The sequence below is a fragment of the Actinomadura bangladeshensis genome (assembly GCF_004348335.1).
Lineage (GTDB): Bacteria > Actinomycetota > Actinomycetes > Streptosporangiales > Streptosporangiaceae > Spirillospora > Spirillospora bangladeshensis.
In genome coordinates this window covers 1-26739 of record NZ_SMJW01000104.1, presented here as the reverse complement: position 1 = coordinate 26739, position 26739 = coordinate 1, and the positions used below count along the sequence as shown (strand labels likewise).

The following is a 26739-nucleotide window of genomic DNA, read 5'->3' as shown; positions in this document are numbered from 1 at the left end:
CGCCCGTCCCGCCCCTGCCCGGTCCGCCTTCCGCCCTGCCTGGTGTCGTCAGCCGAAATCGCCATGACCGAACGCATACCCGCGGATGGGCTCTCAATACGGCGCGGGCCCGCGGGCGAGGCGGCTCGCGGCCTCGAGCAGCTGGGCGTGCACGAACGCCTGCGGGATATTGCCGCGCAGCTGCCGCTGCCGCACGTCGTACTCCTCGGAGAACAGCCCGCTGGTCGCGCTGCCGGACCGGGTCCGCTCGAAGGTGCCGAGCGCGCGGGCGGTCTCGCCCCGCCGGTGCTCGGCGAGGGCGAGAAAGAACCCGCACAGGGTGAAGGACCCCTCGGCGACGCCGAGGGGCTCGCCGCCGACCCGGTACCGGTAGACGAAGCCCTCCTGGACGAGTTCGGCGCGGACGGCCTCGAGCGTCGCGACGCTGCGCGGGTCGCCGGTGGGCAGGGCGCCGCGCAGCGGCGGGATGAGCAGCGCGGCGTCGACGCGGTCGTCGTCGGCGGCGCGCCTCCACCGGCCGCCGGCGGTGAGCGCCGTCCGGGCGGTCTCGGCGAGGACGGCGTCGGCGAGGGAGTTCCAGGAGGCGGACTCGCCGGGGCCGCCGAGGACGCGGGCGGCCTGCCGGAGCCCGGCGACGCAGATCAGCCGGGAGTGGGTCCACAGCCGGTCCTCGGTCTCCCAGATGCCGGCGCCGGGGTCGCCCCAGCGGCGGCCGATCACGTCGGCGGCGACGCGGGCGGCCTCGCGGGCGGCGGGCTCGGCGCGGTCGTGCTCGGCGGCGGTGGCGAGCAGCAGCAGCGACTCGCCGAGGGCGTCGAGCTGCCACTGCTCGCTCGCCCGGTTGCCGGTGACGACGCGCGCGCCGGGGTAGCCGGGCAGGGCGCTGTCCCGCTGCTCCGGCACGGGGTCGCCGGTGACGGTGTAGGCGGGCCGGAGCCGGCCCCGGTCGGCCAGGATGCGGGCGGTCGCGAAGCCGGCGGCGCCGCGCAGCAGCTCCGGCGGGCCGCCGTGCGCGGCCACGGCCTGGCCGGCGAAGCACTGGTCGCGGATCCAGGCGTAGCGGTAGTCGAAGTTGCGGCCCTCGTCGGCGCGTTCGGGCAGCGAGGTGGTCGCCGCGGCGACCATCCCGCCCGCCCGGCTGGTCAGCCCGGTCAGCACCGCGTAGGACAGCCGGGCGTCGCGGGGCGCGATGGTGTCGTCGCAGGAGGGGACGGCCTTCCGCCAGTCCTGTTCGGTGGCCTCCCAGAGGGCGTCGGCGCCCGGCGCCGGCGCCGGCTCGGCGGCGCCGGCCTCGGCGAGCTCCAGCACCAGGTCGCGGGATTCGCCCTCGTCGAGGTCGAAGGTCGCGGCGAGGAGGGCGCCGCCGTCCGGGCCCTCCCGCACGACGGCCTCGTCGGCGCCGCGCCAGCGGATCCGGGCGCCGCCGCTGCGGGCCGTCCAGTCGGGGTCGTGGTGGCGCACGCCGCGCATCCGGGCGCCGCCGGCGCGGACGTCCAGCAGGGCGCGCAGCCGGGCGCGGCCGCGCACCGCCCGGCAGCGGCGCAGCAGGACGGCGCGGTCGCGCCGGGCGGGGCGGGCGAGCGCCTCGCGGCACTCGACGATGGAGCCCTCGCCCGTCACCCACCGGCTGTGCCAGATGAGCCCGCGGTCCTCGTAGTAGCCGCCCCAGACGAACCGCTCGCCGACGGGCCGGACGAGGTAGCCGCCCGGCCCGCCGAGCAGGCTCGCGAAGGCGGGGGCCGACTCCCAGTGCGGGAAGCACATCCAGGCGTACTCGCCGTGCGGGCCGACGAGCACGCCGCGCTCGCCGTCGGCGATGAAGGCGTAGTCGCGCAGGGCCGTGGGCGTGGCGGACGGGGTTCCGGGGTCGGTCGCCATGCCGTCCCACTACCCGCGAACCGGCCGATGATCCAAACCCACCGATAAGGAATCCTGTCTTGACGAATCAATTTGTCGGTGACCATCATGGACGCATGCTGGACGTGACGGTGATCGAGGACGCGGAGGCGGCGGCCGCCTCCCTGGACCCCATGCGGGCGCGGCTGCTGGCCGAGCTGGGCGAGCCGATGTCGGCGGCGGCCCTCGCCGCGCGGGTGGGACTGCCCCGCCAGAAGGTCAACTACCACCTGCGGACGCTGGAGCGGCACGGCCTCGTCGAACTGGTCGGCGAGCGCCGCAAGGGCAACATGACCGAGCGGCTGATGCGGGCGACGGCGGCGTCCTACGTCATCTCCCCGCTGGCGCTGGCGACGCTGCAGCCCGACCCCGACCGGCACCGCGACACCCTGTCGGCGCGCTGGCTGCTGGCGCTCGCGGCGCGGCTGGTCCGCGACGTGGGCGCGCTGATCACCGGGGCGGCGCGCGCGGACAAGCGGCTCGCCACCTACGCTCTCGACGGGGAGGTCGTGTTCGCCTCGGCGGCGGACCGGGCCGCGTTCATCGAGGAGCTGACCGCCGGGGTCGGCGCGCTCGTCCGCAAGTACCACGACGGGGCGGCGGCGGGCGGGCGGGCGCACCGCGTCGTCATCGCCGTCCACCCGGCCCTGAAGAGGGGGCCCGCGGCTTCGCCGGCCGACCGGCCGGACTCCCAGGGGCAGATCGACGGCTGAGAGGCGAGGAGAGGAACCATGGGCAGGGAATTCGAGATCGTCCGCGAGTACGAGACCGGGGCGTCCCCCGAGCAGGTGTGGGAGGCCGTCACCACCGGCACCGCCGCGTGGCTGTGGCCGATGGAGTTCGAGCCGCGCGAGGGCGGCGCGGCCGGCGGCATCGGCGTCATCACCGCCTGGGACCCGCCGCACCGGCTGACCAGCCGCGCGGAGGACCCGGACGGCCTCGGCGGCATGCCGCAGACGCTGAACGTCCTGGACCACCTGATCGAGCCGCGCGAGGGCGGCGGCGCCTGGGTCCGGTACGTGCACAGCGGCATCTTCACCGGCGACTGGGACGACCAGTACGACGGCGCGAGCAGGCACACCGACTTCTACCTGCACACGCTGCGCCAGTACCTGGCGCACTTCACCGGGCGCCGGGCGGTTCACTCCGACGTCCAGGGACCCCAGGCGTCCATGCGGAAGGGCTCGTTCGCGGCCGCCGTGAAGGCGCTCGGGCTGGACGGCGCCGCCGAGGGCGACACGGTGCGGGTGGACCTGCCCGGCACCGGCCCGGCCGACGCGGTGCTCGACTACCGCACCGAGCACTTCGCGGGGCTGCGCACCGGCGACGCGATGTACCGGATCTTCGGCCGGGACGCGTGGGGCGGGCCGGTCGGAATCGCCCTGCACCGGTTCGCGCCGGACGCCGCCGCGTCCGCCGAGCAGGCGCGCGAGGCCTGGCAGGAGTGGCTGAACGGCGTCTACGCCTGACCCGCGGCGCGCGGCGCCCGCGCGGGCGCCGCGCGCCGCGGGGTTCAGCCCGCGCGCTCCCGGACGAGCGTGGCCAGGTTCATGCGGGCGAGGCCGCGCAGCCCGGGCCGCTGCGCCAGCCACGCGACGGCGATGACGGCGAGCGCCGACCAGGCGAACGTGGCGGGCCTGATCTCGGTGTGGAAGGACATCAGGTCGCTGTTGAACGCGCCGAGGAACGCGCCGGTGGCCAGCCGCCCGAGGACCAGGCCGGGGATCGCGCCGGCCGACACCACGAGGAGGTTCTCGGCGGTGACGAGGCGGCCGAGGCGGCGCCGGCCGACACCGGCGGCGCGCAGGGTGGCCAGTTCGGTGCCGCGTTCGGCGAGGTTCACCGACAGGGTGGCGAACAGGACGGTGAACGCCAGCAGCCCGCCGAAGGCGAGCATGATCGCCACGAACACGTAGAACAGGTTCATGTACTCGTCCATCGTCTTCTTCACCGCCCGCGCGTCGGTGTAGGCGACGACGCCGGGATGGGCGGCGAGGGCGTGCTCGACGGCCGCGCGGTCGGCGCCGGGGTCGAAGGTGACGAGCACGGTGTCGGGTTTGGTGCCCGGCGCCCATGCGGCGACTTGGCCGAGGGTGGCGTAGGCGTAGGTGCCGAGCGGCTCGTCCACGAACCCGGCGATGGTCGTGGTGGCGGTGCGGCCCCCGGCGAGGCGCAGGCCGATGCGGTCGCCGACGTCCACGCCGAGCCGTCCGCGCAGGGCGGCGCCGACCAGCGCGCCGTGCTCGGGGAGGGCCCGCTCGCCGCCGCCGGGGGTGAGGAACCGGTGCATGCGGGTCCCCGGCGGGAGCCCGACGACGGTGGTGGAGTAGCCCTTGTCCCCCGCGGTGATGGTGACGGGCACGTGCGCGGACGGCTCGGCCGCCCGCACGCCGCCGGTCGCCGCCAGCGCCTGGAGCTCGGAGCCGGCGAGCGGCCGCCCGAGGGCGAGTTCGGCGTCCTGCCGCTGGATCCGGTCGAACTGCCGGGACACGGTGGCCTGCGAGGAGTCGAGCATCCCCCAGGACACCAGGATCAGCACCAGGGCGAGGACGACGCCCGCCATGGTGTAGAGGGTCCGGCGGAACTGGCGGGTGGGGCCGCGCAGCACCAGCCACGCCCCGGCGGGGAGCCGCCCGGCGGCGGGCACCGCGCGCTCCAGCCGGGCGAGCGGCCCCGCTCCCCCGGTCGCCGGGACGGTGCCGCGCATCGCCTCGGCGGGCGGGACGCGGGCGGCCGACACGGCGGGCGCGAGCGCGGCGAGCGCCCCGGCGACCACCCCGAACGCCAGCCCGGCGAGCACGGTCGACGCGCGCACCGACACCAGCGTCTCCGGCAGCCCGATCGCCTCCCCGTACAGCCGCGTCACGCTCCCGGCGAGCAGCAGCCCGGCGGCGACGCCGAGGACGGACCCGGCGAGCCCGACCGCGATCCCCGTCATCAGGTAGTGGCCGACGAGGGTGCGGCGGCCGAACCCGGAGGCGCGCAGCGTGCCGATGACGACGCGGTCGCGGGCGACGCGGCGGGTCAGCACGACGTAGACGGCGACGCCCGCGGCGGCGAGGAACAGCAGCGGGAACATCACGGCCAGCTCGGAGAAGCCCTTGATGTCCTCGGCGAGGGTGGCGTTGGAGGGCTGCTCGGCCCGGGTGATCGCGGCGCCCGCGCCGTGCCGGCGGGCGGCGGAGGTGAGGGCCGCGTCGAGGCCGGCGGCGTGCTCGCGCCCGCCGGCGGTGTAGTAGACGGCGGCCTGGTTCGGCGCCGCCGCCCCGGCGATCCGGCGGGCGAGCGGTTCGGGGACGAACAGGACGCCGAACGAGCCGGGCGCGGGCAGCACGTTCTGGCGGCTGGGCGCGGGCCACAGGTACTCGGGCGAGGACGCGGTGCCGCGCACCGACAGCGTCCGCCACGCGTGGCCGTCCCACACCGACACCCCGTCGCCCGGCTTCAGCTTCGCGTGGTCGGCGAGGTGCTTCTCGGCGAGGACGCCCTGCGGTGCGGCCGGGTCGAGGTAGGCGCCGTCCAGGACCTTCACCCGGTTCACGCCGGGCTGCGCCCCCGCGGGCAGCCCGACGACGCGGCCGACGAGGGTGGCGCCGCCGGGCATGCGCAGCGGCACGTCCGCGACGGTGCGGACGGCGACCGCCTCCACCCCGGGTCTCGCCGCCGCCTCCTTCGCGATCGCGGCGGTGTCGCCGCCGGTCAGGGTCAGGTCCGCGAACCGGTACTTGTGGAACAGCGCCTGGTAGCCGGAGTCGAGGTTCCTGTAGGCGTCGTAGGACGCGCCGAACAGCGCGACGCCGAGCATCACCAGCACCACCACCGACACCAGCTGCGCGGGGCGGCGCCGCAGATCGCGGCGGAGCTTGACGTTGAGGACGCTTCCGCTCACCAGGTCACCTCGCCGGCGTCCGCCGGAGCGGGGTTCGCTGCGACCTCGACGATGCGGCCGGACCGCATCCGCACCACCCGGTGCGCGATGGCGGCGATCGCTGCGTTGTGGGTGACGACCAGGACCGTCCGGCCCTCGCGGTTGAGGTCCTGCAGGACGCGCAGGACGCCGCGGCCGGTCTCCAGGTCGAGGGCGCCGGTCGGCTCGTCGCACAGCAGCAGCGCCGGGTCCTTGGCGATGGCGCGGGCGATCGCCACGCGCTGCTGCTCGCCGCCCGACAGCTGCGCGGGGAAGTGGCCGCCGCGCTCGGCGAGCCCGACGGCGGCGAGCGCCGCCCGCGACCGCTCCCGGTCGCCGCGGCCGGTCAGCTCCGCGACCAGCCGGACGTTCTCCAGCGCGGTCAGCGACGGGACGAGGTTGAAGAACTGGAACACGAACCCGACGGTGTCGCGCCGGTAGGCCGTGCGGGCGTCCTCGCCGAGCCCGGAGATGTCGCGGCCGCCGGCGATCACCTCGCCCTCGGTGGCGGGCTCGATCCCGCCGATCAGGTTGAGCAGGGTCGTCTTGCCGGACCCGGACGGGCCGAGCAGCACGACGAACTCGCCCCGCGGCACCTCCAGGTCCACCTCGCGCAGCGCGTGGACCCGGGCGTGCCCGGTCCCGTAGGTCTTGCCGGCCCCGCGCAGCAGGACCGCCGCCGGGGTCCCGTCCCCCGCCTCGTGCGGGTCCGGTGCCGGGTCGTCCAGGCGGGCGGACGCCCGCTCACCGCCGTGTCTCGTCATCTCCGTCTCCTTCGCCTGCCTGCCCGGGCGGGGGGCCGGCCGGGCGCAGCAGGGCGGCCAGCCCGGCCGTCGCGTCGCCGGCCTCGGTGCCCGGGTCGATCAGCACGTGCACGAGCAGTCCGTCCAGCAGGGCGGCGAACACCACCGCCAGGCCGCGCGGGTCGGCGTCGGGGCGCAGCAGCCCCGCCGCCTGGTTCTCGGCGAGGCGGGCGGCGAGCAGGTCGCGGAACATCCGGATCTGCCGCTCGGTCTCGGCGCGCAGCTCGCCGTCGCGGAGGCCGTGCGTCATCGCCTCGACCATCACCCGCTGCCCGGCGGTGCCGGAGCCGCGGTCCACGAGCTCGCGGACGGCGTCGGCGACGCCGGTGAGGGCGTCGTCGGCGCGCAGGATCGCCTCCACGGGGCCTTCCAGCTCCTTCTCGACCGCGTGCATGATCGCGGCCCGCCGCAGGGCGTCCACCGACCCGAAGTAGTAGTGCACGAGCGCGTTGTTGGCCCGCGCCCGCTCGGCCACGGCCCGCGACGTCACCGCCGCCCAGCCGCCCTCGGCCATCACCGCGACGGCCGCCTCCAGCAGCCGGATCCGGGTCGGCACCGCGCCGTCCGCCATCGCTCTGCCGCTCCTTGGCCACTCGCCTCTTGGTCACTCGCTTTAAGCAACTGACCAATACACTAGCCCCCAACCTTTGCACCATGCAACAGTCCAGCTGGGAGGGGGTGCGGGAACGCGAACGTCCCCGTGCCGGGATCCGGCACGGGGACGTGGGGGCGGGAGCCGCTCAGGCGTCCCGGCGTTTGAGCAGGTACGCGGCGAGGGCGAGGAGCGCGACCGTCCAGAGGGCGAACACGCCGTAGCCCTGCCAGGGCGACAGCAGGTCGTCCGGCCCCTGGTGGGCCTTGGCGATCAGGGTGCCCGCCTCGGACGGCAGGTAGGCGTGGACGTGGTCGCCGATGCTGCCGGGCAGCAGCATGGCGAGCGGCGCCAGCACCAGCACGAACCCGATGACGCCGGTGATGCCGCCCGCGGTGTGCCGCACGATCGCGCCGATCGCGAGCGCGAACAGGCCGAGCATCGCCAGGTAGAGGCCGCCGCCGATGACCGCGCGCAGCACGCCCGGGTCGCCGAGGGAGACCTCCATCCGGTCGCCGACGAGGCTCGCGCCGATGAAGAACGAGGCGAACGACACCGCGACGCCGAGGACGAGCACGACCAGCCCGAACACCAGGGCCTTGGCCCACAGCATCGGCAGCCGGCGCGGCACGGCGAGCAGGCTGGCGCGGATCATGCCGGTGGAGTACTCCGAGCCGATCACCAGCACGCCGAGGACGCAGACGGTCAGCTGGCTGAGGAAGAACCCGCTGCCGAGGATGAAGCTGACCGGGTCGGCGGCGACCTGCGCGCGGTCGCCGGGGTCGGTGTTGTCCCACTGCGACACCGTGAGGCCGACGAACAGGGCGGTGAACCCGAGGTCGAGGACGACCAGCAGGATCAGCGACCACAGGGTGGAGCGGACCGTGCGGATCTTCGTCCACTCCGACAGCAGCAGCCGGCCGAAGCCGGGGCGGCCGAACTCGGGCGGGCCGGCGGCGGGCCCGGCGGCGGCGGTGGTGGGCGCGGTCATCGGGGGTTCCCCTCCTGGCTCGGGACGGGTCCGGGCACGGCTGCGGGCACGGCGTCCGGGACCGCGCCCGGCGCGGCGCCGGCGGCCGTGCCGTACTCGACGCTGTCGCGGGTCAGTTCCATGAACGCCGCCTCCAGGGAGCCGCGGCTCGGGGTCAGCTCGTGCAGGACGATCCCCGCCGCGGCGGCCAGCTCGCCGACCCGGGGCGCCTCCATGTGGGTGACGGTGATCAGGCCCTCGCCGCCCGGGGCGACCTTGCCGCCCTCGGCGGCGACGACGCCCGCCAGCCGCTCGGCCTCGGGGCTGCGCACCGTGACCGTCTTCTCGGTGCTGCGCTCGATGAACTCCTCGGTGGAGCAGTCGGCGATCAGCCGGCCGCGGCCGATGACGATGAGGTGCTCGGCGGTGACGGCCATCTCGTTCATCAGGTGGCTGGAGACGAACACCGTCCGGCCCTCGGCGGCCAGCCGCTGCATGAGGGTGCGGATCCACACGATGCCCTCGGGGTCGAGGCCGTTGACGGGCTCGTCCAGGATCAGCACCGAGGGGTCGCCGAGCAGCGCGGCGGCGATGCCGAGCCGCTGGCCCATGCCGAGGGAGAACCCGCCCGCCCGCTTGCGGGCGGGGCCGGTGAGCCCGACCAGGTCGACGACCTCGTCGACGCGCCTCTTGCCGATGCCCTGCGTCTGCGCCAGGCACAGCAGGTGGTTGTAGGCGCTGCGGCCGGTGTGCACGGCCCGCGCCTCCAGCAGCGCGCCGACGACGCGCAGCGGAGCGTTCAGGTCGCGGTAGTGGCGGCCGTGGATGCGGGCGTCGCCGCGGTCGGGCCGGTCCAGGCCGAGCAGCAGCCGCATCGTGGTCGACTTCCCGGCCCCGTTCGGGCCGAGGAACCCGGTCACCCGGCCGGGCAGGACGGTGAACGACAGGTCGTCCACCGCGGTCTTGTCGCCGTAGCGTTTGCTGAGGTTCTCCGCCTCGATCATGCGCACTTCCCGGGGCCGGTCGGCGTGTTTCCGTGATCGTGATCACACTAGCGCGCCCGGCGCGGTGCCCGGCTCCTCCGCACTGAGGAGGCGCCTCCGCCCCGGGTAGGGGCCGGCCCGCTCGGTAAGATCGCCCGCATGTCCGACACCTCAGCGGCCGTCCCGGCACACGCCTCCGGCACCTTCGCCATCGGCGAGCACACCGTCCACCGCCTCGGCTACGGCGCGATGCGGCTGACCGGCCCGGGGACCTGGGGCCCGCCCCGCGACCGGGCGGAGGCGGTCCGGGTGCTGCGCCGCGCCGTGGAGCTCGGCGTGGACTTCATCGACACCGCCGACTCCTACGGGCCCTTCGTCAGCGAGGAGATCATCCGGGAGGCGCTGCACCCCTACCCCGAGGAACTGCTGATCGGGACCAAGGCCGGGTTCGTGCGCACCGGGCCGGACGCGTGGCACATGCTCGGCCGCCCCGCCTACCTGCGCCAGCAGGTCGAGATGGCGCTGCGGCGCCTCGGCGTGGAGCGCATCGGGCTGTTCCAGCTGCACCGGGTCGACCCGCAGGTCCCGCTCGCCGACCAGGTCGGGGAGCTGGCCGCCCTGCGCGACGAGGGGAAGATCGCCTCGATCGGCCTGTCGGAGGTCGGGGTGAAGGAGGTCGAGGAGGCCCGCCGGGTCACCGCGATCGCCACCGTGCAGAACCGCTACAACCTGACCGACCGCAACCACGAGGACGTTCTGGACCACTGCGCGGCCGAGGGCATCGGATTCATCCCCTGGTTCCCGATCAAGGCGGGCAAGCTGGCGCGGCCGGGCGGCCCGGTCGAGGAGATCGCCGCCGCGGCCGGCGCCACCCCCGCCCAGGTCAGCCTGGCGTGGCTGCTGGCGCGCTCGCCGGTCATGCTGCCGATCCCCGGCACGTCCACGGTCGCGCACCTGGAGGAGAACACGGCCGCGGCCGGGGTGGCGCTGAGCGCCGAGCAGGTCGCCGCGCTGACCGCCGTCGGCTCCTGACCCGCACTGACCCGCGCGGACACCGCCGTGCGGGGGCCGGTCCGGGCTTATTGACCGTCCGTCAATAGTTGCGCGAGGATGGGGCGAGGTTCCGACCGCCGGGAGGCCCGCCTTGCCCGCCACACCCCCGATCCCCGCACCCGACCGGCCGGCGGAGCGGCTCGCCGACCGCGACGTCCTGCGCACGCTGGCCGCCGAGCCGCTCGTCGGCCTCGCCGCCGGGCGGGCGCTGCTGATGCAGCTCGCCCACCCGGGCGTGGCCCGCGGCGTCGCCGAGCACAGCGACTTCGCCGACCGCCCCCTCGCGCGCCTGTTCGGCACCCTGGACTTCCTGCTCGTCACCACGTTCGGGACGCCGGAGCAGGTCGCGCGGATCGCCGCGAAGGTCCGCGGCATCCACACGATGGTCCGCGGCGAGGGCTACTCGGGCAACGACCCGGACCTGCAGATGTGGGTCAACGCCACGCTCATCGACTCGGCCCTGTACATCCACGAGACGCTGATGCGGCCCCGCGACACCGACCCCGAGGAGTACTACCGGCAGGCCCGCGTCGTCGCCGAGGTCCTCGGCTGCCCGCTGGAGGCGCAGCCGCCCGACCTGGCCGCGTTCCGCGCCTACATGGACGAGACGCTCGCCGGGCTGGAGGTCACCGACGCGGGCCGCGAGGTGGCGAACGCCGTCCTGTGGCCGCGCAAGCTGCGCGCGCTGTCCCCCGCCCTCGCCGTGTTCCGGCTGATCACCACCGCGCTGCTGCCCGAGCGGCTGCGCGCGGAGTACGGGCTGGAGTGGACGCCGGGCCGCCGCCGCGCCGCCGGGCTGCTGCTGTGGAGCGCCTCCGCCGGCCACCGCGTGACGCCCCGGTTCCTGCGGCGCCCGCCGCAGCCGCTCCTCGTCCGGCTGGCGACCCACCGCGTCGACCGCACCCTGTCCGCACGCCGCGCCCGCCACCGCGCCGACCGCCCCCGGATGCGTTGACCTGCGGCGTGTTGTTGTTTTCAACACGCTCATAACAACAACACGCCGCAGATCAACGAAAATGGCGGCCGGTCGACGTTCGTGATGGCGGGACGGGCGGCGGGGCGGTCAGCCGACGGAGCTGTAGGCGACGACGCCGCGGCGCATCGCGTCCATCGCGCGGCGCGCGGTCTTGCGGATGTGGCTGTTCGGCGGGGCCGCGTCGGCGACCTGGCCGAGCAGGTCCAGCAGCTGCTTCACCGCGCGGACGAAGTCGCCGGCGGTCAGGTCGCTCTCCAGCAGCACCTCGTCGAGGTCGTCGCCCTTCGCCCACCGGTACGCCGTCCACGCGAACCCGAGGTCGGGCTCCCGCAGGAACGACACCCGGTTGTCGTGCTCGACCGCCTCCAGCTGCCCCCACAGCCGCACCATCGCGGCGAGCGCGTCCTGCGCGGCACCGGCCGGGGTGCGGGGCGGGGCCGCGTCGTCGGGCTGGCGCGACTCGTACACCAGCGCCGACACGCACGCGGCCAGCTCGGCGTGGCCGAGCTTCTCCCACAGCCCCTCGCGCAGGCTCTCGGCGGTCAGCAGGTCGAGCTCGTTGTAGATGCGGCCGAGGCGGCGGCCCTCGTCGGTGACGGAGTCGCCGTCGAGGTACCCGAGCTGCTGCAGGACGGCGCACACCCGGTCGAAGGTGCGGGCGATCACCTGGGAGCGGCCCTCGACGCGGCGGCGCAGCTGCTCGGTCTCCCGGTCCAGGCGGTGGTACCGCTCGGCCCAGCGGGCGTGGTCCTCGCGCTTGTCGCAGCCGTGCACCGGGTGGCGGCGCAGGTCGGCGCGCAGCCGGGTGATCTCGGCGTCCTCGGCCGCGGCGGAGTCGGCGCGGGAGCGCTTGCGCTCGCGGACGTCGTCGGGCACCCGGTTGCGCAGCGTGGACGCCAGGTCGCGGCGGTCCTGCGGGTTGCGGGGGCTGAACGACTTCGGGATCCGGATCCGGTCGACCGGCTCCACGGCGCGCGGGAAGTCCTGGATCGACAGCCGCTGCACCGACCGGTTGACCGTCAGCACCAGCGGCGCCGGCCCGTCCGAGCGCCGCCCCACCCCCGGGTCGAGGACGACGGCGAGCCCGGAGCGGCGTCCCGACGGCACGATCACCACATCGCCGGGCCGCAGCCGCTCCAGCGACTTCGCGGCCTCCGCGCGGCGCGCCGACGACCGCTCCCGGGACAGCTCCGCCTCCCGCTCCGACAGCCGCCGCCGCATCGCCGCGTACTCCATGAAGTCGCCGAGGTGGCACTGCGCCGCCTCGGCGTACCCCTCCAGCGCCTCCTCGTTCTTGCGGACCTGCCGGGCCAGCCCGACCACGGCCCGGTCGGCCTGGAACTGCGCGAACGACTCCTCCAGCAGCGTCCGGGCCCGCTCGATGCCGACGGCGCCGACCAGGTTCACCGCCATGTTGTACGACGGCCGGAAGCTGGAGTTCAGCGGGTAGGTGCGGGTGCCGGCGAGCCCGGCGACCGACGCCGGCTCCACACTGGGGCCCCACACCACGACGGCGTGCCCCTCCACGTCGATGCCGCGCCGCCCCGCGCGCCCCGTCAGCTGCGTGTACTCGCCGGGGGTCAGGTCGACGTGCGCCTCGCCGTTCCACTTGTCGAGCTTCTCGATCACCACGGTGCGGGCCGGCATGTTGATGCCGAGCGCGAGCGTCTCCGTCGCGAACACCGCCTTGATCAGCCCGCGGGTGAACAGCTCCTCGACGATCTCCTTGAACGTCGGCAGCATCCCGGCGTGGTGCGCGGCGACGCCGCGCTGCAGGGCCTCCAGGAAGTCGCCGAACCCGAGGATCCGCAGGTCCTCCGGCGCGATGTCGGCGGTGCGCAGCTCGGCGTGCGCGCGGATCTCCTCCGACTCCTCCTTGGACGTCAGCCGGATCCCCGCGTGCAGGCACTGCAGGACGGCCGCGTCGCAGCCGGCGCGGGAGAAGATGAAGGTGATCGCCGGGAGCAGCCCGGCGCGCTCCAGCCGCTCGATCACGTCCGGGCGGGCCGGGGGCCGGAACCGCTGCGGGCGCGGCGCCCGGCGGCGGCCGGTGCGGCGGCCCTGGTTGACCTTGGCGCGCCGGACCTCCTCCACCGCCATCCGGGTCAGCTGCGGGTTCAGCCGGGCCTGCCGGTCCCTGCCCTTGCCGGTGTCGACGAACAGGTCGTACAGGCGGGTGCCGACGAGCATGTGCTGGAACAGCGGGACGGGGCGGTGCTCGTCCACGATCACGGCGGTGTCGCCGCGGACCTCGTGCAGCCACTCGCCGAACTCCTCGGCGTTGGACACCGTCGCCGACAGCGCCACGATCCGCACCGAGTCCGGGACGTGGATGATCACCTCTTCCCAGACCGCGCCGCGGAACCGGTCGGCGAGGTAGTGGACCTCGTCCATCACCACGAACGCCAGGCCCGCGAGGGTCTGCGACCCCGCGTACAGCATGTTCCGCAGCACCTCGGTCGTCATCACGACGATCGGCGCCTCGCCGTTCACGCTGTTGTCGCCGGTGAGCAGCCCCACCTTCTCCGGCCCGTAGCGGCGGACGAGGTCGGCGTACTTCTGGTTCGACAGCGCCTTGATCGGCGTGGTGTAGAAGCACTTGGCGCCGCCGGTGAGGGCGAGGTGGACGGCGAACTCCCCCACCACCGTCTTCCCGGATCCGGTGGGCGCGGCGACCAGGACGCCGCTGCCGTCCTCCAGCGCCCGGCACGCCTCCAGCTGGAACGCGTCCAGCTCGAAGTCGTACAGGGTGCGGAAGTCCAGCAGGGCCGGGCCGTTCCCGGCGGTGCGCCTGCGGTAGGCGGCGTACCGCTGGGCCGGAGTCTGGTCGGCCGACGCCGTGTCGGGGGTGGTCATGCCTTCGAGCCTACGGTTTCGACCGGCCCGATACCCAATTCGCGGTCAGCGGGCCGCGTCGCCCTTCTCCAGCTCGGCGTCGATCGCGTCCAGGTCGAGCGGGGACGCCTCGTCGTCCGCCAGGCCCTCGTAGGGGTCGGGACGGCGCGCGCGGCGGCGGTCGTTGAGGAACGCCAGCAGGGCCGCGATCTCGAACAGCAGCACGGTCGGCAGCGCCAGCGCCAGCATCGTGAACGGGTCGGCGCTCGGCGTGGCGACCGCCGAGAACACGAAGATGCCGAACAGGATCATGCGCTGGAAGCGGCGGATCCGCTTGGAGCTGAGCACCCCGGCCAGGTTCAGCACCACCACGAACAGCGGGAGCTCGAACGTCAGCCCGAACACCAGCAGCATCGTCAGCACGTAGCCGAGGTAGCTGTCGACCGTGATCAGCGGTTTGACGTCGTCGGCGACGAACCCGAGGAAGATCGCCAGGCCCTTGTCGACGGTCACGTACGCCAGCGCCGTGCCGACGAAGAACAGCGGGACCGCGGCGCCCAGGAACACATACGTCCAGCGCCGCTCGCGGCTGTACAGGCCCGGCGCGACGAACGCCCACATCTGGTACAGCCACACCGGGGCGGAGATCACCGCGCCGATGATGCAGGAGATCTTCAGCTTCAGGAAGAACGAGGAGAAGATCCCGTTGACGAACAGGGAGCACTGATCCTTGTCGATCACATGGGACTGCGGCAGCGAGCAGTACGGCTGCTTCAGGAAGTCCCACACGGGGTCGAACAGCAGCCAGCCGACGACCGCGCCGACCACGAAGGCCAGGATCGCCTTGATCAACCGGTTCCGCAGCTCACGGAGGTGGTCCATGAGGGGCATGCGGCCGTCGGGGGCGGCGTCGTGCCTGCTCAGCTTCATCGTCGGCATTCGGGCTCGGGGGTCGGCGGGAATCGTCGGCGGCCGGGCCGGTCAGCCCTGGCGGAGCTTGCCCGGGTCCGACACCGGCACGCCCTGGATCGGCTCACCGGACCCGATCGCGCCGCGCGGGCGCTGGCCGGCCTCGCCGGCCGCCGCCTCGCGGTCCAGCCGCGCCGCCTCCTCGCGCAGCCGCGCCGCACGCTCCCGGGGGTCCTCCGGCTGCGCCGCGGCCTGCGCCGGGGGGGCCGCCTGGGCGGGCCGGTCCGCGGGCGCGTCGTCGTCGTCCTCGCGCAGCCCCTTGGTCTCGGCCTTGAGGATCCGCGCCGACTTGCCCAGCGACCGGGCGAGCTGCGGCAGCTTCGCCGAGCCGAAGATCAGCACGACGACCAGCAGGATGATGAGCAGTTCGGGAGTCCCGATGTTCGGCATGGCAATCCTCTTCAGCAGAATGGCACTCAGGCCGATCGTACGCCCTCGCCGGGCGTTTGTGACGGCCGGGCGTCCTCGGTACGGGAGAGTTCATCGCGCAGCGCCGACTGTTTCGGCTCCAGCCTCCGCCTGGTGCGTTCCAGTTCACGACCGAAACGCCGCACGCCGAGCCACACCTTGAAAGCGCACCAGGCGAGCACGGCCAGGCCGGCGAAGCCCAGCGACACCGACACCGCGACCCACATCACCCGGCCACGTTATCCGATCCGCGGCGCCGCGCCCCACCCCGCGCCGCCGGCCCGCGCCCTCAGCCCATGCCGTAGCGGGCCAGCGCCCGCGCCGCGTCCTCCCGCACCGCGGCGGCGACGCCCCCGGGCGCCACCACCCGGCCCTGGTCGCCGAGCCGCAGCGCCAGGCCCCGGATCCAGCGCGCGTCCGGGGTCCGCAGGACGACCCGCAGCCGCCCCTCCCCCAGTTCCCGCACGCTCTCGCACGGGTAGTAGTCGGCCACCCACCGGCCGCGCGGCGTCAGCTCCAGCGTCACCGCCTCGTCCTGCGGCGACGGCCGGAACAGGCCCGCGTCCACGTCGATCGGCTCGGCCTCGTCCGGCACCTGCGCGGGGACGTCCAGCACCGACAGGTCGGCGATCCGGTCCAGCTTGAACAGCCGCACCGCCTCCGCCCGCCGGCACCACCCCTCCAGATAGGTGTTGCCCTCCACGACCAGCAGCCGCATCGGGTCGACGTCCCGCTCGGTGTTCTCGTCGCGCGCGGGCACGTAGTACGTCAGGTGCACCCGGCGGCCGGCGGCGATCGCGTCGCGCAGCACGCCGACCGCGGTGCGGGCCGGGTCGGCGGTCCCGCCGTAGGCGTCCACCTCCACCGCGACCTTGCTGGACACCGCCGCGGCCTCCCCCGCCGCGCTCTCCAGCTTCGCGATCACCCGGCTCAGGGCGTCCCGGTCGTCCAGGTCGGGGATCCCCGCCAGCATCCGCAGCGCCACCAGCAGCGCCGACGCCTCGTCCACCTTCAGCCGCAGCGGCCGGGCGATCGACTCCGCCTCCGCCACCGTGATCTCCCCGCCCTCGTAGGACAGGTCGATCGGGCAGTACGGGTCGGGCGCCCGCAGCTCCACGCACCACAGCAGGTTCAGGTCGTCGATCAGCTGCTTCTCGGTCACCCCGAACGCCGCCGCGGCCTCGCCGAGCAGCACCGAGTCGCGGTTCACCACGTACGGGACGAGCGCCAGCAGCCGCCCCAGCCGGTCGGTGGACGTCGTCGCCCCCGCCTTGCCGCTCATCGGGCCTCCCCCGCTTCCTCCGGCCGCCCGCCGGTGGACGCCAGCACCGACTTCAGGTGCTGGATCACCGCCTCCCGCAGATCCGGCGGGTCGAGCACCACCACGTCGTCGGCGAACCGCGCCAGGTAGGGCGCGAACCGGTCCGCGTCGCGGAACGTCAGGACCGCCTCGTCCCACTCGCCGTCCCACCCCGCGTCCTCGGCCGGGCGGACGTCGCGGGCCCACCGCCGCGGGCCCTGCGCGGCGCCGCGCCGCAGCCGCACCGTCGCCGGCCGCGGCTCGCTCACCGGGTCGCCCCAGTCGAACGCGATGCGCCGCACGTCCACCCCGTCCGGGACCGTCACCGACCCGGCCGGGCCGTCGGCGGCGACGTCCCCGACGACGCGGCTCAGCCGGAACACCCGCTGCTCGTCGCGGTCGCGGTCGAACCCGACCACGTACCAGCGGCCGCGGCGGCTCACCACGCCCCACGGCTCCAGGTGCCGGCGCGCCACCGACGTCCGCCCGATGCCCTGGTAGTCGAACGCCACCGGGCGACCGTCCCGCACCGCCTCCCACAGCGCGGCGAACGCCGGCTCGTGGGTGTTCACCCGCGGCTCGATCCCCACCGCGGGGGCCGCGTCGGTCTCCACGCCCGCCGCGCGCAGCTTCAGCAGCGCCCCCGACGCGGCCTCGGCCATGCTCGCCCGCTGCCACACCCGCGCCGCGAGGCCCAGCACCGCGGCCTCGTCCGGCGTCAGGTGGATGTCGGGCAGCTCGTAGGCCTGCGGCGGGATCCGGTACCCGATCTCCTCACCGCCGCCGCCCTGCAGGTCGCTGCCCACCTCCAGCGGGACGCCGAGCTCGCGCAGCTCCTCCTTGTCCCGCTCGAACATGCGCTTGAACGCCTCGTCGGAGTCCGGGTAGCCGGGCACCGCCCGGCGGATCTGCTCGGCCGTCAGATAGCGCCGGGTCGCGAGCAGGCAGACCACCAGATTCAGCAGGCGCTCGGTCTTGCGCCGCGACACTCCGCCACCACCTCGTTCCTCCGTGAGCCCCCCGCCCGGGTGGGCCGGTCGTCCCCGCGAGCCGTCGTGCAGGACGCTACCGTTTCCCGGTGTGATCCGATGGCGCAAAGGCACAGTTGAGGACATCCGCCGCGAATGGCCGGGAGCGGTCGAGCTGAACGTCTCGATCGGGGGCGACGGCACGCACCGCGCGCTGGCCTATCCCGCTCTGGTGGGACGGCCCGAACCGGGCGATACCGTCCTGCTCAACACTACGGCCTTGACGATGGGCCTCGGCACCGGCGGCTACGCGATGGTCGTCGCGGTCCCCGACCGGCTCCCGCCCGACCCCGACGGCCCCGGCCACCTCGTCAAGGCCCGCTACACGCCCCTGCAGGCCACCGTCCTCGGCGCCGACGAGCAGGGCTCCCCCCACCACGACCTGCTCCGCGACGCCGACTCCCTCGGCGGCATGCCCGTCATCGTCGCCGACCTGCACTCGGCGCTGCCGCCGATCCTGGCCGCGCTGCTGGCCGCCCGCCCCTCCGCCCGCGTCGTGTACGTCATGCAGGACGGCGGGGCGCTGCCGTCCTGGTTCTCCATGTCCATCGCCCGGCTCAGGGAGGCCGGCGCCCTCACCGGCACCGTCACCGTCGGGCAGGCGTTCGGCGGCGACCTCGAAGCCGTCACCGTCCACACCGGGCTCCTGGCCGCGCGGCTCGTCCTGGACGCGGACGCCGTCATCCTCGCCCAGGGGCCCGGCAACCTCGGGACCGGGACGGCGTGGGGGTTCTCCGGCGTCGCGGCCGGGGAGGGCGTCAACGCGGCGTCCGTCCTCGGGGGCCGGCCCGTCGGGTCGCTGCGCGTCAGCGAGGGCGACCGGCGGGAACGCCACATCGGCGTCTCCCACCACTGCCTCACCGCCTACGGCCGCGTCGCGCTCGCCGCCGCCGACATCCCCGTCCCCGAGCTCGGCGGCACCTTCGGCGCCCGCGTCGCCGCCGAGGCCGCGCCGCTCGGCGACCGGCACCGGCTCGTCCCCGTCCCCGTCGACGGCCTGCACGAGACGCTGCGGGCCGCCGAGAAGGACTGGGGCGTCCGGCTGTCCACGATGGGCCGCCGCCTCGACCAGGACCTCGCCTACTTCCTCACCGCCGCGGCCGCCGGGCGCCACACCGCCGGCCTGCTCGGCTAGCCGCGCAGGGCCGCCGGCCCGGCGCCGGCGGCCTCCCCGGCGGTCTCGCCCGCGGTCTCCCCGGCGGCGGCCTCCTCGGCCGTGTAGGCCGAACTGAACGTGAACGCGCGCGGGGACGGGCCCTCGGCGCGCAGCAGATCGAGGCGCTCCAGGGCCTCCTCCACCGTCGGGACGCGGCCCGCCGGGATCCACCACATGACGACGTGCGCCTCCGCGTGCCGGTGGAACCACTCGCGGCGCCGCCGCATCGTCGCGAGGTGCGCGCTGCGGTAGACGAAGTCCCACAGCGCCTCCGCGGACTCCCACACCGAGTAGTTGACGATCACGTCCGCGCCGGCGGGACGCATGCCGGTGGCGTCGGGCCGGCCCTCCTCCACCAGCCGCCACACGAAGCCCGGCGCGGCGTCGGCGAGCGCGTTCACCGGATCCAGGAGCGCGACGAAGTCCGCCGTGCGCAGGTCGTCGAGGGGGTGGCGGAGCGTGGCGACGTTGAACTGGGCGAGGTGGTACCGGGCGTCTTCGGTCATGATCCCCAGCCCACCACGGGACGCGCTTCTATGTCAATTCTCATTGTTTTTAGAAGGTTCGGCCGCCACGCAGCACCAGCCCGGACGCGGATCCATCCGCACCCGCACCGCCGACCCCTCCGTGAGCCCCTCCAGCAGCGCCAGGTTCATCCCGCACACCAGCGGCGGGAACTGCTCCGCCACCGCGTGGAAGGGGCAGTTGCGCATGCGCAGGACGCCGGCCTCCTCGTCCCGGACCGGCTCGTAGCCGCGCTCGGCGAGCACCTCCGCCAGTTCCCCGACGCCGCCGGGCCGCTCCCGCAGCGCCCGCCCGCGGCGGCGCGCCGCGTCCTGCAGCTCCATGTCCAGGCCCGCCGACTCGGCCGCCTCGGCCAGCAGGCCCGCCGCCGTCCGGTAGTCCCGCCCCGGCACCGACACGGCCCGCTCCACCGCCGACCGCCGGTACACCTTCGCCGGACGCCCCGCACCCGGCCCCGACCGGCCCGTCAGCCGCCGGCTGCCCGCCTCCAGGAGTCCCGCGTCCACCAGCTTGTCCAGATGGAACGCGGCGAGGGTCCGCGCGACGCCCGCCGCCTCCGCCGCCTCGTTGCGCCCCACCTCGCGGCCGCGCGCGGCCACGTACTCGTACAGCCGCCGCCGCACCGGATCCTGCAGCAGCGCGATCGCGTCGATGTCCTCCACCCCGCCATTGTAAGAATAACGGGGTTACCGCTTAGAAAACGGCGATCAGTTCACACCGAGCAGGTCGACCACGAACACGAGCGTGTCGTCCCCCTTGATGCCGGCCTGCGCCAGCCCCTTCTTCCCGTACCCCAGCGACGGCGGGACCACCAGCAGCATCCGGCTGCCCACCCGCTGGCCGACGAGGCCCTCGTCCCAGCCCTTCATCACCTGGCCGGTCCCGATCGGCACCGCGCGCGGTCCCGCCTTCGACCACGACTCGTCGAAGACCTGCCCGTTCCGCCAGAAGTACCCCGCGTACTGCAGCACCAGCAGCTGCCCCTTCCGCACCGCCGGCCCGTCCCCCTGTACCAGCGCCCGCACCTGCAGCTTCGCCGGCGGCGCCGACCGCGGCACCGTCACCACCGGGGCCTTGCCCGCCGGGGCCTCCGCCACCGCCGGCAGCCGCGGGTCGTTCAGCGGCGCCTGCCGCTTGCCGTGCGGGCCCGCCGTCTTGGGGTACACCGCCCGCACGTCCAGCACGTACACCAGCGTGTCGTCCGACCCCACCTGGTGCTTCGGATCGCCGTCGGTGCCGAAACCGTCCTTCGGAGGGATCCGCGCGACCACGCGCGACCCCGCCCGCGCGCCCTCGAACGCCTTCACCAGCCCCGGCACGAGCTGCCCCGTCGGGAACGCGCCCGGCTGCCCCTTCACATAGCTGCTCGCCAGCAGCTTCCGCCCGTCCTTGCTCCACCGGTAGCCCACATAGTCGGCCACCACCAGATCGCCCTTGCGGGCCGCCGCGCCCTTGCCCTCCGTGATGGTCTCCACCGCCAGCGAGTCACCCGGCTCGCCCTTCGGGAACTTCACCTCCGGGACCTTCCCGAAGTCGCCCCGCACCGTCACGTCCACGCCGTCGCCGCCCCACCAGCAGCCCGCCGACAGCGCCAGCGGCGCGGCGAGCACGACGACGAGGGACAACGACCGGAAACGGCGGCGCATACGGGGGTCCTCCGAGGGGTGCCGAGGGGTGACGACCGCTACTGCGCGCTCACCCTACCGCCCGCGTGACCAGCCGGTAGCCCCCGGCGCGCGTGTCGCGGCCGCCGCCGCGGCACGCGCCGCCGGAGGCCCCGCTACATCCCCGCGATCAGCTTGTCGACCCGCTCGTCGACCGAGCGGAACGGGTCCTTGCACAGCACCGTCCGCTGCGCCTGGTCGTTCAGCTTCAGGTGCACCCAGTCCACCGTGAAGTCGCGCCGCTTCTCCTGCGCCTTCCGGATGAACTCGCCGCGCAGCCGCGCCCGCGTCGTCTGCGGCGGAACCGACTTGGCCTCGAAGATGTCCAGGTCACGGGTCACCCGGTCCACCGAGCCGCGCTTCTCCAGCAGGTAGTACAGCCCCCGTTCGCGGTGGACGTCGTGGTACGTCAGGTCCAGCTGCGCCACCCGCGGCGACGACAGCGGCAGATCGTACTTCCGCCGGTACCGCTCGATGAGCTTGTACTTGGTCACCCAGTCGATCTCGCGCGAGACCAGGTCCAGGTCGCCGGTCTCCACGGCGCGCAGCGTCCGCTCCCACAGCTCCAGCACCCGCTTCGCCGTGGCGTCGCCGCCGCGGGCGTCCACGAAGTCGCGCGCCTTCCCGAAGTACTCCTTCTGGATCTCCAGCGAACTCGCCTCGCGGCCGTTGGCCAGCCGCACCTTCCGCCGGCCCGTCATGTCGTGGCTCACCTCACGGATCGCCCGGATCGGGTTCTCCAGCGTCAGGTCGCGCATCACCACCCCGGCCTCGATCATCCGCAGCACCAGGTCGGTCGCCCCGACCTTCAGCAGCATCGTCGTCTCGCTCATGTTCGAGTCGCCGACGATCACGTGCAGCCGCCGGAACCGCTCGGCGTCCGCGTGCGGCTCGTCCCGGGTGTTGATGATGGGGCGCGACCGCGTCGTCGCCGAGGACACGCCCTCCCAGATGTGCTCCGCCCGCTGCGACACGCAGTACACCGCGCCCCGCGGCGTCTGCAGCACCTTGCCCGCGCCGCAGATGATCTGCCGCGTGACCAGGTACGGGATCAGCACGTCCGCGAGCCGGCCGAACTCGCCGTGCCGGCCCACCAGGTAGTTCTCGTGGCAGCCGTAGGAGTTGCCCGCCGAGTCGGTGTTGTTCTTGAACAGATAGATGTCGCCGGCGATGCCCTCCTCGCGGAGCCGCCGCTCGGCGTCCACCAGCAGCCCCTCCAGGATCCGCTCGCCCGCCTTGTCATGCGTCACCAGGTCGACGACGGAGTCGCACTCCGGCGTCGCGTACTCGGGGTGACTCCCCACGTCCAGATAGAGCCGCGCCCCATTGCGCAGGAACACGTTGCTGCTACGACCCCACGACACCACCCTCCGGAACAGATAGCGCGCCACCTCGTCCGGTGACAGCCGCCGCTGCCCGCGGAAGGTACACGTGACGCCGTACTCGTTCTCAAGCCCGAAGATGCGCCTGTCCACACCCCAGACCCTATGCGGCCGGGCCGCGACTTGGCAGTCTCTCGACCCCACCGTTTCCCGCGGGCCCCCCGCGCACGCGACGGGCCCGCCGCGGCGGAGGCGGCCGCGGCCGCCCCGCCCCGACGGGCCCCGCACCGGCCGGCGCCCGCACGGCACCGGCCCGCGCCTCAGTCCTCGTCCGCCTCCGGCGCCGCTTCCGCGGAGCCCTCCGCGCCCTCCGGCGCGGCACCCGACCCCGAAGCCGACCCGGCGGTGCCGTCCGCCGCGGACAGCAGATCCGCGATCCGCGCCGCCGTCAGCCGCTTGAACAGCCGGTGCTCCCGGTTGCGGTCGAGCACCGCGACCTCCAGCGAGGTCGCCTCCAGGTGCCGGTCGGCGTCCTGGGCCTCCAGCGCCCGCACGGCCGTCCGCAGCGCGTCCCCCAGCGACGAGCCCTCGCGGTAGCCGTCCTTCAGCGACTGCGCCACCGCATCGGCCTGCCCGCCCATGGCCACGTAGCCGTGCTCGTCCGCGACCGAGCCGTCGAACGTCAGCCGGTAGATCTGGTCGGTCTCGGCGTCCTCCCCGACCTCGGCGACGACGAGCTCCACCTCGTACGGCTTGTTCGTCTCCGTGAAGATCGTCCCCAGCGACTGCGCGTACACGTTCGCGAGCCCCCGGGCCGTCACATCGCGGCGGTCGTACTGGTATCCGTTGATGTCGGCGTACCGCACCCCGCCGAGCCGCAGGTTCTCGAACTCGTTGTACTTCCCCACCGCCGCGAACGCGATCCGGTCGTAGATCTCACTGATCTTGTGCAGTGCCCGCGACGGGTTGTCCGCCACGAACAGGATGCCGTCGTCGTACTGCAGGACCACGACACTGCGGCCGCGCGCGATGCCTTTGCGCGCGTAGTCCGCCTTGTCCTTCATCTGCTGTTCGGGCGACACGTAGAACGGCATGGACACCGGTCAGGATCCCTTCTATCGCAGCGGGGCGGTCGGACCGCCCGGCGAGTCGTAACGTCCGTCGACGACGGCCTGCGCCAGCGCGCCCACCTCGTCCTCGCCCAGCCGGCGATACCCGTCGGACGTCACCGACGCCACCACCGGGAAGATCCGCCGCGCCAGATCGGGCCCGCCCGTCGCCGAGTCGTCGTCGGCGGCGTCGTACAGCGACTGCACGCACGCCAGTGCCGCGTCCTCCGCCGACAGGTCCGCCCGGTACAGCTTCTTCAGCGCACCGCGCGCGAACACCGAACCCGAGCCGATCGAGTGGAAGTCCCGCTCCTCGTACCGGCCCCCCGCGGGGTCGTAGGAGAAGATCCGGCCCTCGTCCCGCTCCTCGTCGTAGCCCGCGAACAACGGCACCACCGCGAGGCCCTGCATCGCCATCCCGAGGTTCTGCCGCACCATCGTCGCCAGCCGGTTAGCCTTGCCCTCCACCGACAGCGTCCGGCCCTCGCGCTTCTCGTAGTGCTCGAGCTCCACCTGGAACAGCCGGACCATCTCGATCCCGATCCCGGCCGTCCCGGCGATCGCGATCGCGGAGAACTCGTCCGCGCGGAACACCTTCTCGATGTCGCGCTGCGCGATGACGTTGCCCGCCGTCGCCCGCCGGTCCCCCGCCATCACCACCCCGCCGGGGAAGCTCACCGCCACGATCGTCGTCCCGTGCGGGATGTCCTCCCCCGCCCGCGACGCCGGCGGCGTCCGCCCGCCCGGCAGCAGCTGCGGGGAGTACGCCCCCAGGAACTCGGTGAACGACGACGTGTCCGGGTTCGCGAACAACCCGGGCAGACGTCCGGTGTGCGATTCGTGGGACGCCACGCGACTCCCTTCCCTCCACCATGGCACCGGCGCTCCAACCCCACCGGCACGGACGTCTACGACCCTACTGTTCAAGGTCGCCCGCGCGCATGCCGCGTCACCCCCGCCACGTCAGCCCACGGCGAACCCCGCGCCCGCCCGGCACCCGCGGCACCCGGGCCGGGACACCCCCGGCATGAGACATGGGCGGGACTGCGCCAGTCCGCCCATGTCCTTGCCGTCTTCGATGTCGGTCACACAGAGAAGAGCAGATCGTTCCTCTCGAAATTCGTCCCTACCAGGAGCTCACTGGCCGCCCTTTTGGACATACGACCTGATGAATTCCTCTGCGTTCTCTTCGAGCACTTCGTCTATTTCATCCAGAATCGTGTCCACGTCGTCCGTGAGCTTCTCCTGGCGCTCTTGCACGTCCTCGGTGGTCGTGGCCTCGGTCTCCTCGACCTCTTCCGTGCGCCGGGTGGTCTGCTTCTGACCGCCGGTGTCCTTCGTGGCCATTCCGTACCTCCGCTCTGCCGGTGCCTCCGACCCTAGCCGGGATCATCGAGGGCGAGCGGATCTTGCGAGGTCCGTTTCGCCGTCTCCGCCGGAGGCCGCAGGCATGCTCGGGTTATCGCCCGTCCACCGACGAGCGAAACGGGCAAAGCGGTCACGAAACCGAGATCTCACCCGTTGGCGCAGGTCAGTGCGGTATTGGGGCTGGACGGCCACAGTACCCGGTGGAACGCGGGAGCCGGCCGGCGCGCGCGCCGCCCGGCTCCCGGAACGCCCTTGATCAGCTCTGGCCGGTCAGCGTGGCCACCAGGTCGGCCGCGGTGCGGCAGCGGTCCAGGAGGGCGCCCACGTGCTCCTTGGTGCCGCGCAGCGGCTCCAGCGTCGGGACGCGCTGGAGCGACTCCCGGCCCGGCACGTCGAAGATGACCGAGTCCCAGGACGCGGCGGCCACCGACTCGGCGTACTGGCGCAGGCACCGGCCGCGGAAGTAGGCCCGCGTGTCCTCGGGCGGGTCCTCGACGGCCGCCTGGACCAGCTCCTCGGTGACGACGCGGTCGATGCGCCCGCGGTCCACGAGGCGGTTGTAGAGGCCCTTGTCGGGGCGGATGTCGCTGTACTGGAGGTCGACAAGTTGCAGGCGCGGGTGGGACCAGTCGATGCCGTCGCGGCTGCGGTAGCCCTCCAGGAGGGCGAGCTTGGCGACCCAGTCGAGTTCGCGGGACAGCTGCATGGGGTCGTCGCCCAGGCGGTGCAGGACGGACTCCCAGCGGTCGAGGACGTCCTTGGTCATCTCGTCGACGTCGGCGCCGAAGCGGTCCTCGACGTACTTGCGCGACTGCTCGAGGTACTCCATCTGGAGCTGGACGGCGGTCATCTTGCGGCCGTCGCGCAGGGTGAGCAGGTGCTTGCAGGACGGGTCGTGGGACACCGCGCGGAGCGCGGCCACCGGCATGTCGACGGACAGGTCGACGGTGAGGAAGCCGTCCTCGATCATGGCGAGGACGAGCGAGGTGGTGCCGAGCTTGAGGTAGGTGGACAGCTCGGCCATGTTGGCGTCGCCGATGATGACGTGCAGCCGCCGGTACTTCTCGGGGTCGGCGTGGGGCTCGTCGCGGGTGTTGATGATGGGGCGCTTGAGCGTGGTCTCCAGGCCGACCTCGACCTCGAAGAAGTCGGCGCGCTGGCTGATCTGGAAGCCGTCGCCGCGGCCGTCGACGCCGATGCCGACGCGGCCGGCGCCGGTGACGACCTGGCGGGAGACGAAGAAGGGGGTGAGGTGCCGGACGATGTCGGCGAACGGCGTCTCGCGGCGCATGAGGTAGTTCTCATGGCAGCCGTAGGAGGCGCCCTTGTTGTCGGTGTTGTTCTTGTAGAGCTGGATGGGGTGGGTGCCGGGGACGAGGGCGGCGCGCTGGGCGGCGTCGGCCATGACGCGCTCGCCGGCCTTGTCCCAGATGACGGCGTCGCGCGGGTTGGTGCACTCGGGCGCGGAGTACTCGGGGTGCGCGTGGTCGACGTAGAGCCGGGCGCCGTTGGTCAGGATGACGTTGGCGAGGCCGAGGTCCTCGTCGGTGAGCTGGGTGGGGTCGGCGACCTCGCGGGCGAGGTCGAACCCCCGGGCGTCGCGGAGGGGGTTCTCCTCCTCGAAGTCCCAGCGGGCCCTGCGGGCCCGCGCCGCCGATGCCGCGAGGTAGGCGTTGACGACCTGGGAGGAGGTCACCATCGCGTTGGCCCCTGGCTGCCCGGGTACGGAGATGCCGTACTCGGTCTCGATGCCCATCACCCGCCGAACACTCATATCGTCGAGCCTATCGGGGCGGCGGGGGTGGAGCCGCGGCCGTCGACGCCGATGCCGACGCGGCCGGCGCCGGTGACGACCTGGCGGGAGACGAAGAAGGG

25 protein-coding genes are annotated in these 26739 nt (G+C 74.0%); 5 read left to right on the top strand and 20 right to left on the bottom strand.

Annotation, left to right across the window (positions count from 1 at the left end):
- Positions 1-93 precede the first annotated feature (93 nt).
- Complete coding sequence (locus tag E1284_RS20805) at positions 94-1878, bottom strand: glycoside hydrolase family 15 protein (RefSeq protein WP_131941388.1); 1785 nt, start codon at positions 1876-1878, stop codon at positions 94-96.
- 95 nt (positions 1879-1973) lie between these two features.
- On the opposite strand from E1284_RS20805, the gene E1284_RS20800 reads away from it, so the two are divergent.
- The gene (locus E1284_RS20800) at positions 1974-2609 is read left to right on the top strand and encodes an ArsR/SmtB family transcription factor (RefSeq protein WP_131941386.1); all 636 of its coding nucleotides are present in this window, start codon (positions 1974-1976) and stop codon (positions 2607-2609) included.
- 18 nt (positions 2610-2627) lie between these two features.
- Positions 2628-3365, top strand: coding sequence for an SRPBCC family protein (locus E1284_RS20795; protein WP_131941383.1), 738 nt, complete (start codon positions 2628-2630; stop codon positions 3363-3365).
- Between the two features lie 44 nt (positions 3366-3409).
- On the opposite strand, the gene E1284_RS20790 is transcribed toward E1284_RS20795, so the two are convergent.
- The 5 genes from E1284_RS20790 to E1284_RS20770 all read right to left on the bottom strand — a co-directional run bounded on the left by E1284_RS20790 (position 3410) and on the right by E1284_RS20770 (position 9172).
- A complete protein-coding gene (locus tag E1284_RS20790; protein WP_131941381.1) occupies positions 3410-5785 on the bottom strand; it encodes an FtsX-like permease family protein in 2376 nt (791 codons plus the stop codon).
- On the bottom strand, positions 5782-6567 hold the full coding sequence (locus E1284_RS20785) for an ABC transporter ATP-binding protein (RefSeq protein ID WP_131941378.1): 786 nt from the start codon (positions 6565-6567) through the stop codon (positions 5782-5784). The genes E1284_RS20790 and E1284_RS20785 overlap by 4 nt, the downstream gene beginning before the upstream one ends.
- Positions 6548-7177 carry a TetR/AcrR family transcriptional regulator gene (locus tag E1284_RS41620; protein WP_165965352.1) on the bottom strand — a complete coding sequence of 210 codons (630 nt, stop codon included), beginning with the start codon at positions 7175-7177 and terminating at the stop codon, positions 6548-6550. Before E1284_RS41620 ends, E1284_RS20785 begins: the two co-directional genes overlap by 20 nt.
- A gap of 169 nt (positions 7178-7346) precedes the next feature.
- Positions 7347-8189: an ABC transporter permease gene (locus E1284_RS20775; protein ID WP_131941375.1), complete on the bottom strand. Its 843-nt coding sequence runs from the start codon at positions 8187-8189 to the stop codon at positions 7347-7349.
- A complete protein-coding gene (locus E1284_RS20770; RefSeq protein ID WP_131941373.1) occupies positions 8186-9172 on the bottom strand; it encodes an ABC transporter ATP-binding protein in 987 nt (328 codons plus the stop codon). The genes E1284_RS20775 and E1284_RS20770 overlap by 4 nt, the downstream gene beginning before the upstream one ends.
- Positions 9173-9310: 138 nt before the next feature.
- Here E1284_RS20770 and E1284_RS20765 point away from each other — a divergent pair, with 138 nt between their 5' ends.
- Both E1284_RS20765 and E1284_RS20760 read left to right on the top strand, forming a co-directional pair.
- Entirely contained in the window at positions 9311-10183 is an 873-nt protein-coding gene (locus E1284_RS20765) for an aldo/keto reductase (RefSeq protein ID WP_131941370.1), read from the top strand.
- Between the two features lie 112 nt (positions 10184-10295).
- Entirely contained in the window at positions 10296-11159 is an 864-nt protein-coding gene (locus E1284_RS20760; RefSeq protein ID WP_243714624.1) for an oxygenase MpaB family protein, read from the top strand.
- 108 nt (positions 11160-11267) lie between these two features.
- On the opposite strand, the gene E1284_RS20755 is transcribed toward E1284_RS20760, so the two are convergent.
- The 6 genes from E1284_RS20755 to E1284_RS20730 all read right to left on the bottom strand — a co-directional run bounded on the left by E1284_RS20755 (position 11268) and on the right by E1284_RS20730 (position 17681).
- A complete protein-coding gene (locus tag E1284_RS20755; protein WP_131941365.1) occupies positions 11268-14036 on the bottom strand; it encodes a DEAD/DEAH box helicase in 2769 nt (922 codons plus the stop codon).
- A 45-nt stretch (positions 14037-14081) separates the two neighbouring features.
- Complete coding sequence (gene tatC, locus E1284_RS20750; protein ID WP_131941363.1) at positions 14082-14945, bottom strand: twin-arginine translocase subunit TatC; 864 nt, start codon at positions 14943-14945, stop codon at positions 14082-14084.
- A gap of 51 nt (positions 14946-14996) precedes the next feature.
- A complete protein-coding gene (gene tatA / locus E1284_RS20745) occupies positions 14997-15374 on the bottom strand; it encodes a Sec-independent protein translocase subunit TatA (RefSeq protein WP_131941361.1) in 378 nt (125 codons plus the stop codon).
- 26 nt (positions 15375-15400) lie between these two features.
- Positions 15401-15619 carry a hypothetical protein gene (locus E1284_RS20740; RefSeq protein WP_131941394.1) on the bottom strand — a complete coding sequence of 73 codons (219 nt, stop codon included), beginning with the start codon at positions 15617-15619 and terminating at the stop codon, positions 15401-15403.
- A 62-nt stretch (positions 15620-15681) separates the two neighbouring features.
- Positions 15682-16674 (bottom strand): helix-turn-helix transcriptional regulator, encoded by a 993-nt coding sequence (locus E1284_RS20735; RefSeq protein WP_131941359.1) that lies wholly within the window; start codon positions 16672-16674, stop codon positions 15682-15684.
- Positions 16671-17681, bottom strand: a complete 1011-nt coding sequence (locus E1284_RS20730; RefSeq protein ID WP_131941357.1) for a helix-turn-helix transcriptional regulator — start codon at positions 17679-17681, stop codon at positions 16671-16673. Before E1284_RS20730 ends, E1284_RS20735 begins: the two co-directional genes overlap by 4 nt.
- 91 nt (positions 17682-17772) lie before the next feature.
- On the opposite strand from E1284_RS20730, the gene E1284_RS20725 reads away from it, so the two are divergent.
- The gene (locus E1284_RS20725) at positions 17773-18855 is read left to right on the top strand and encodes a DUF3866 family protein (protein WP_131941355.1); all 1083 of its coding nucleotides are present in this window, start codon (positions 17773-17775) and stop codon (positions 18853-18855) included.
- On the opposite strand, the gene E1284_RS20720 is transcribed toward E1284_RS20725, so the two are convergent.
- From E1284_RS20720 to dop, 8 genes are all read right to left on the bottom strand, one after another.
- Entirely contained in the window at positions 18852-19382 is a 531-nt protein-coding gene (locus tag E1284_RS20720; protein ID WP_131941353.1) for a DUF3291 domain-containing protein, read from the bottom strand. The two genes, E1284_RS20725 and E1284_RS20720, sit on opposite strands and share 4 nt — an antisense overlap.
- 33 nt (positions 19383-19415) lie before the next feature.
- Positions 19416-20063 carry a helix-turn-helix transcriptional regulator gene (locus E1284_RS20715; protein WP_131941350.1) on the bottom strand — a complete coding sequence of 216 codons (648 nt, stop codon included), beginning with the start codon at positions 20061-20063 and terminating at the stop codon, positions 19416-19418.
- 45 nt (positions 20064-20108) lie between these two features.
- Positions 20109-21047 (bottom strand): FKBP-type peptidyl-prolyl cis-trans isomerase, encoded by a 939-nt coding sequence (locus tag E1284_RS20710; RefSeq protein ID WP_131941348.1) that lies wholly within the window; start codon positions 21045-21047, stop codon positions 20109-20111.
- A gap of 134 nt (positions 21048-21181) precedes the next feature.
- Positions 21182-22540, bottom strand: coding sequence for a Pup--protein ligase (gene pafA / locus E1284_RS20705; RefSeq protein ID WP_131941345.1), 1359 nt, complete (start codon positions 22538-22540; stop codon positions 21182-21184).
- Between the two features lie 167 nt (positions 22541-22707).
- The gene (gene prcA, locus E1284_RS20700) at positions 22708-23481 is read right to left on the bottom strand and encodes a proteasome subunit alpha (protein ID WP_131941391.1); all 774 of its coding nucleotides are present in this window, start codon (positions 23479-23481) and stop codon (positions 22708-22710) included.
- Between the two features lie 21 nt (positions 23482-23502).
- Entirely contained in the window at positions 23503-24348 is an 846-nt protein-coding gene (gene prcB / locus E1284_RS20695) for a proteasome subunit beta (RefSeq protein ID WP_131941343.1), read from the bottom strand.
- A gap of 285 nt (positions 24349-24633) precedes the next feature.
- A complete protein-coding gene (locus E1284_RS20690; RefSeq protein ID WP_131941341.1) occupies positions 24634-24843 on the bottom strand; it encodes a ubiquitin-like protein Pup in 210 nt (69 codons plus the stop codon).
- A 277-nt stretch (positions 24844-25120) separates the two neighbouring features.
- Positions 25121-26638 (bottom strand): depupylase/deamidase Dop, encoded by a 1518-nt coding sequence (gene dop, locus E1284_RS20685; RefSeq protein WP_131941339.1) that lies wholly within the window; start codon positions 26636-26638, stop codon positions 25121-25123.
- Between the last annotated feature and the right edge of the window lie 101 nt (positions 26639-26739).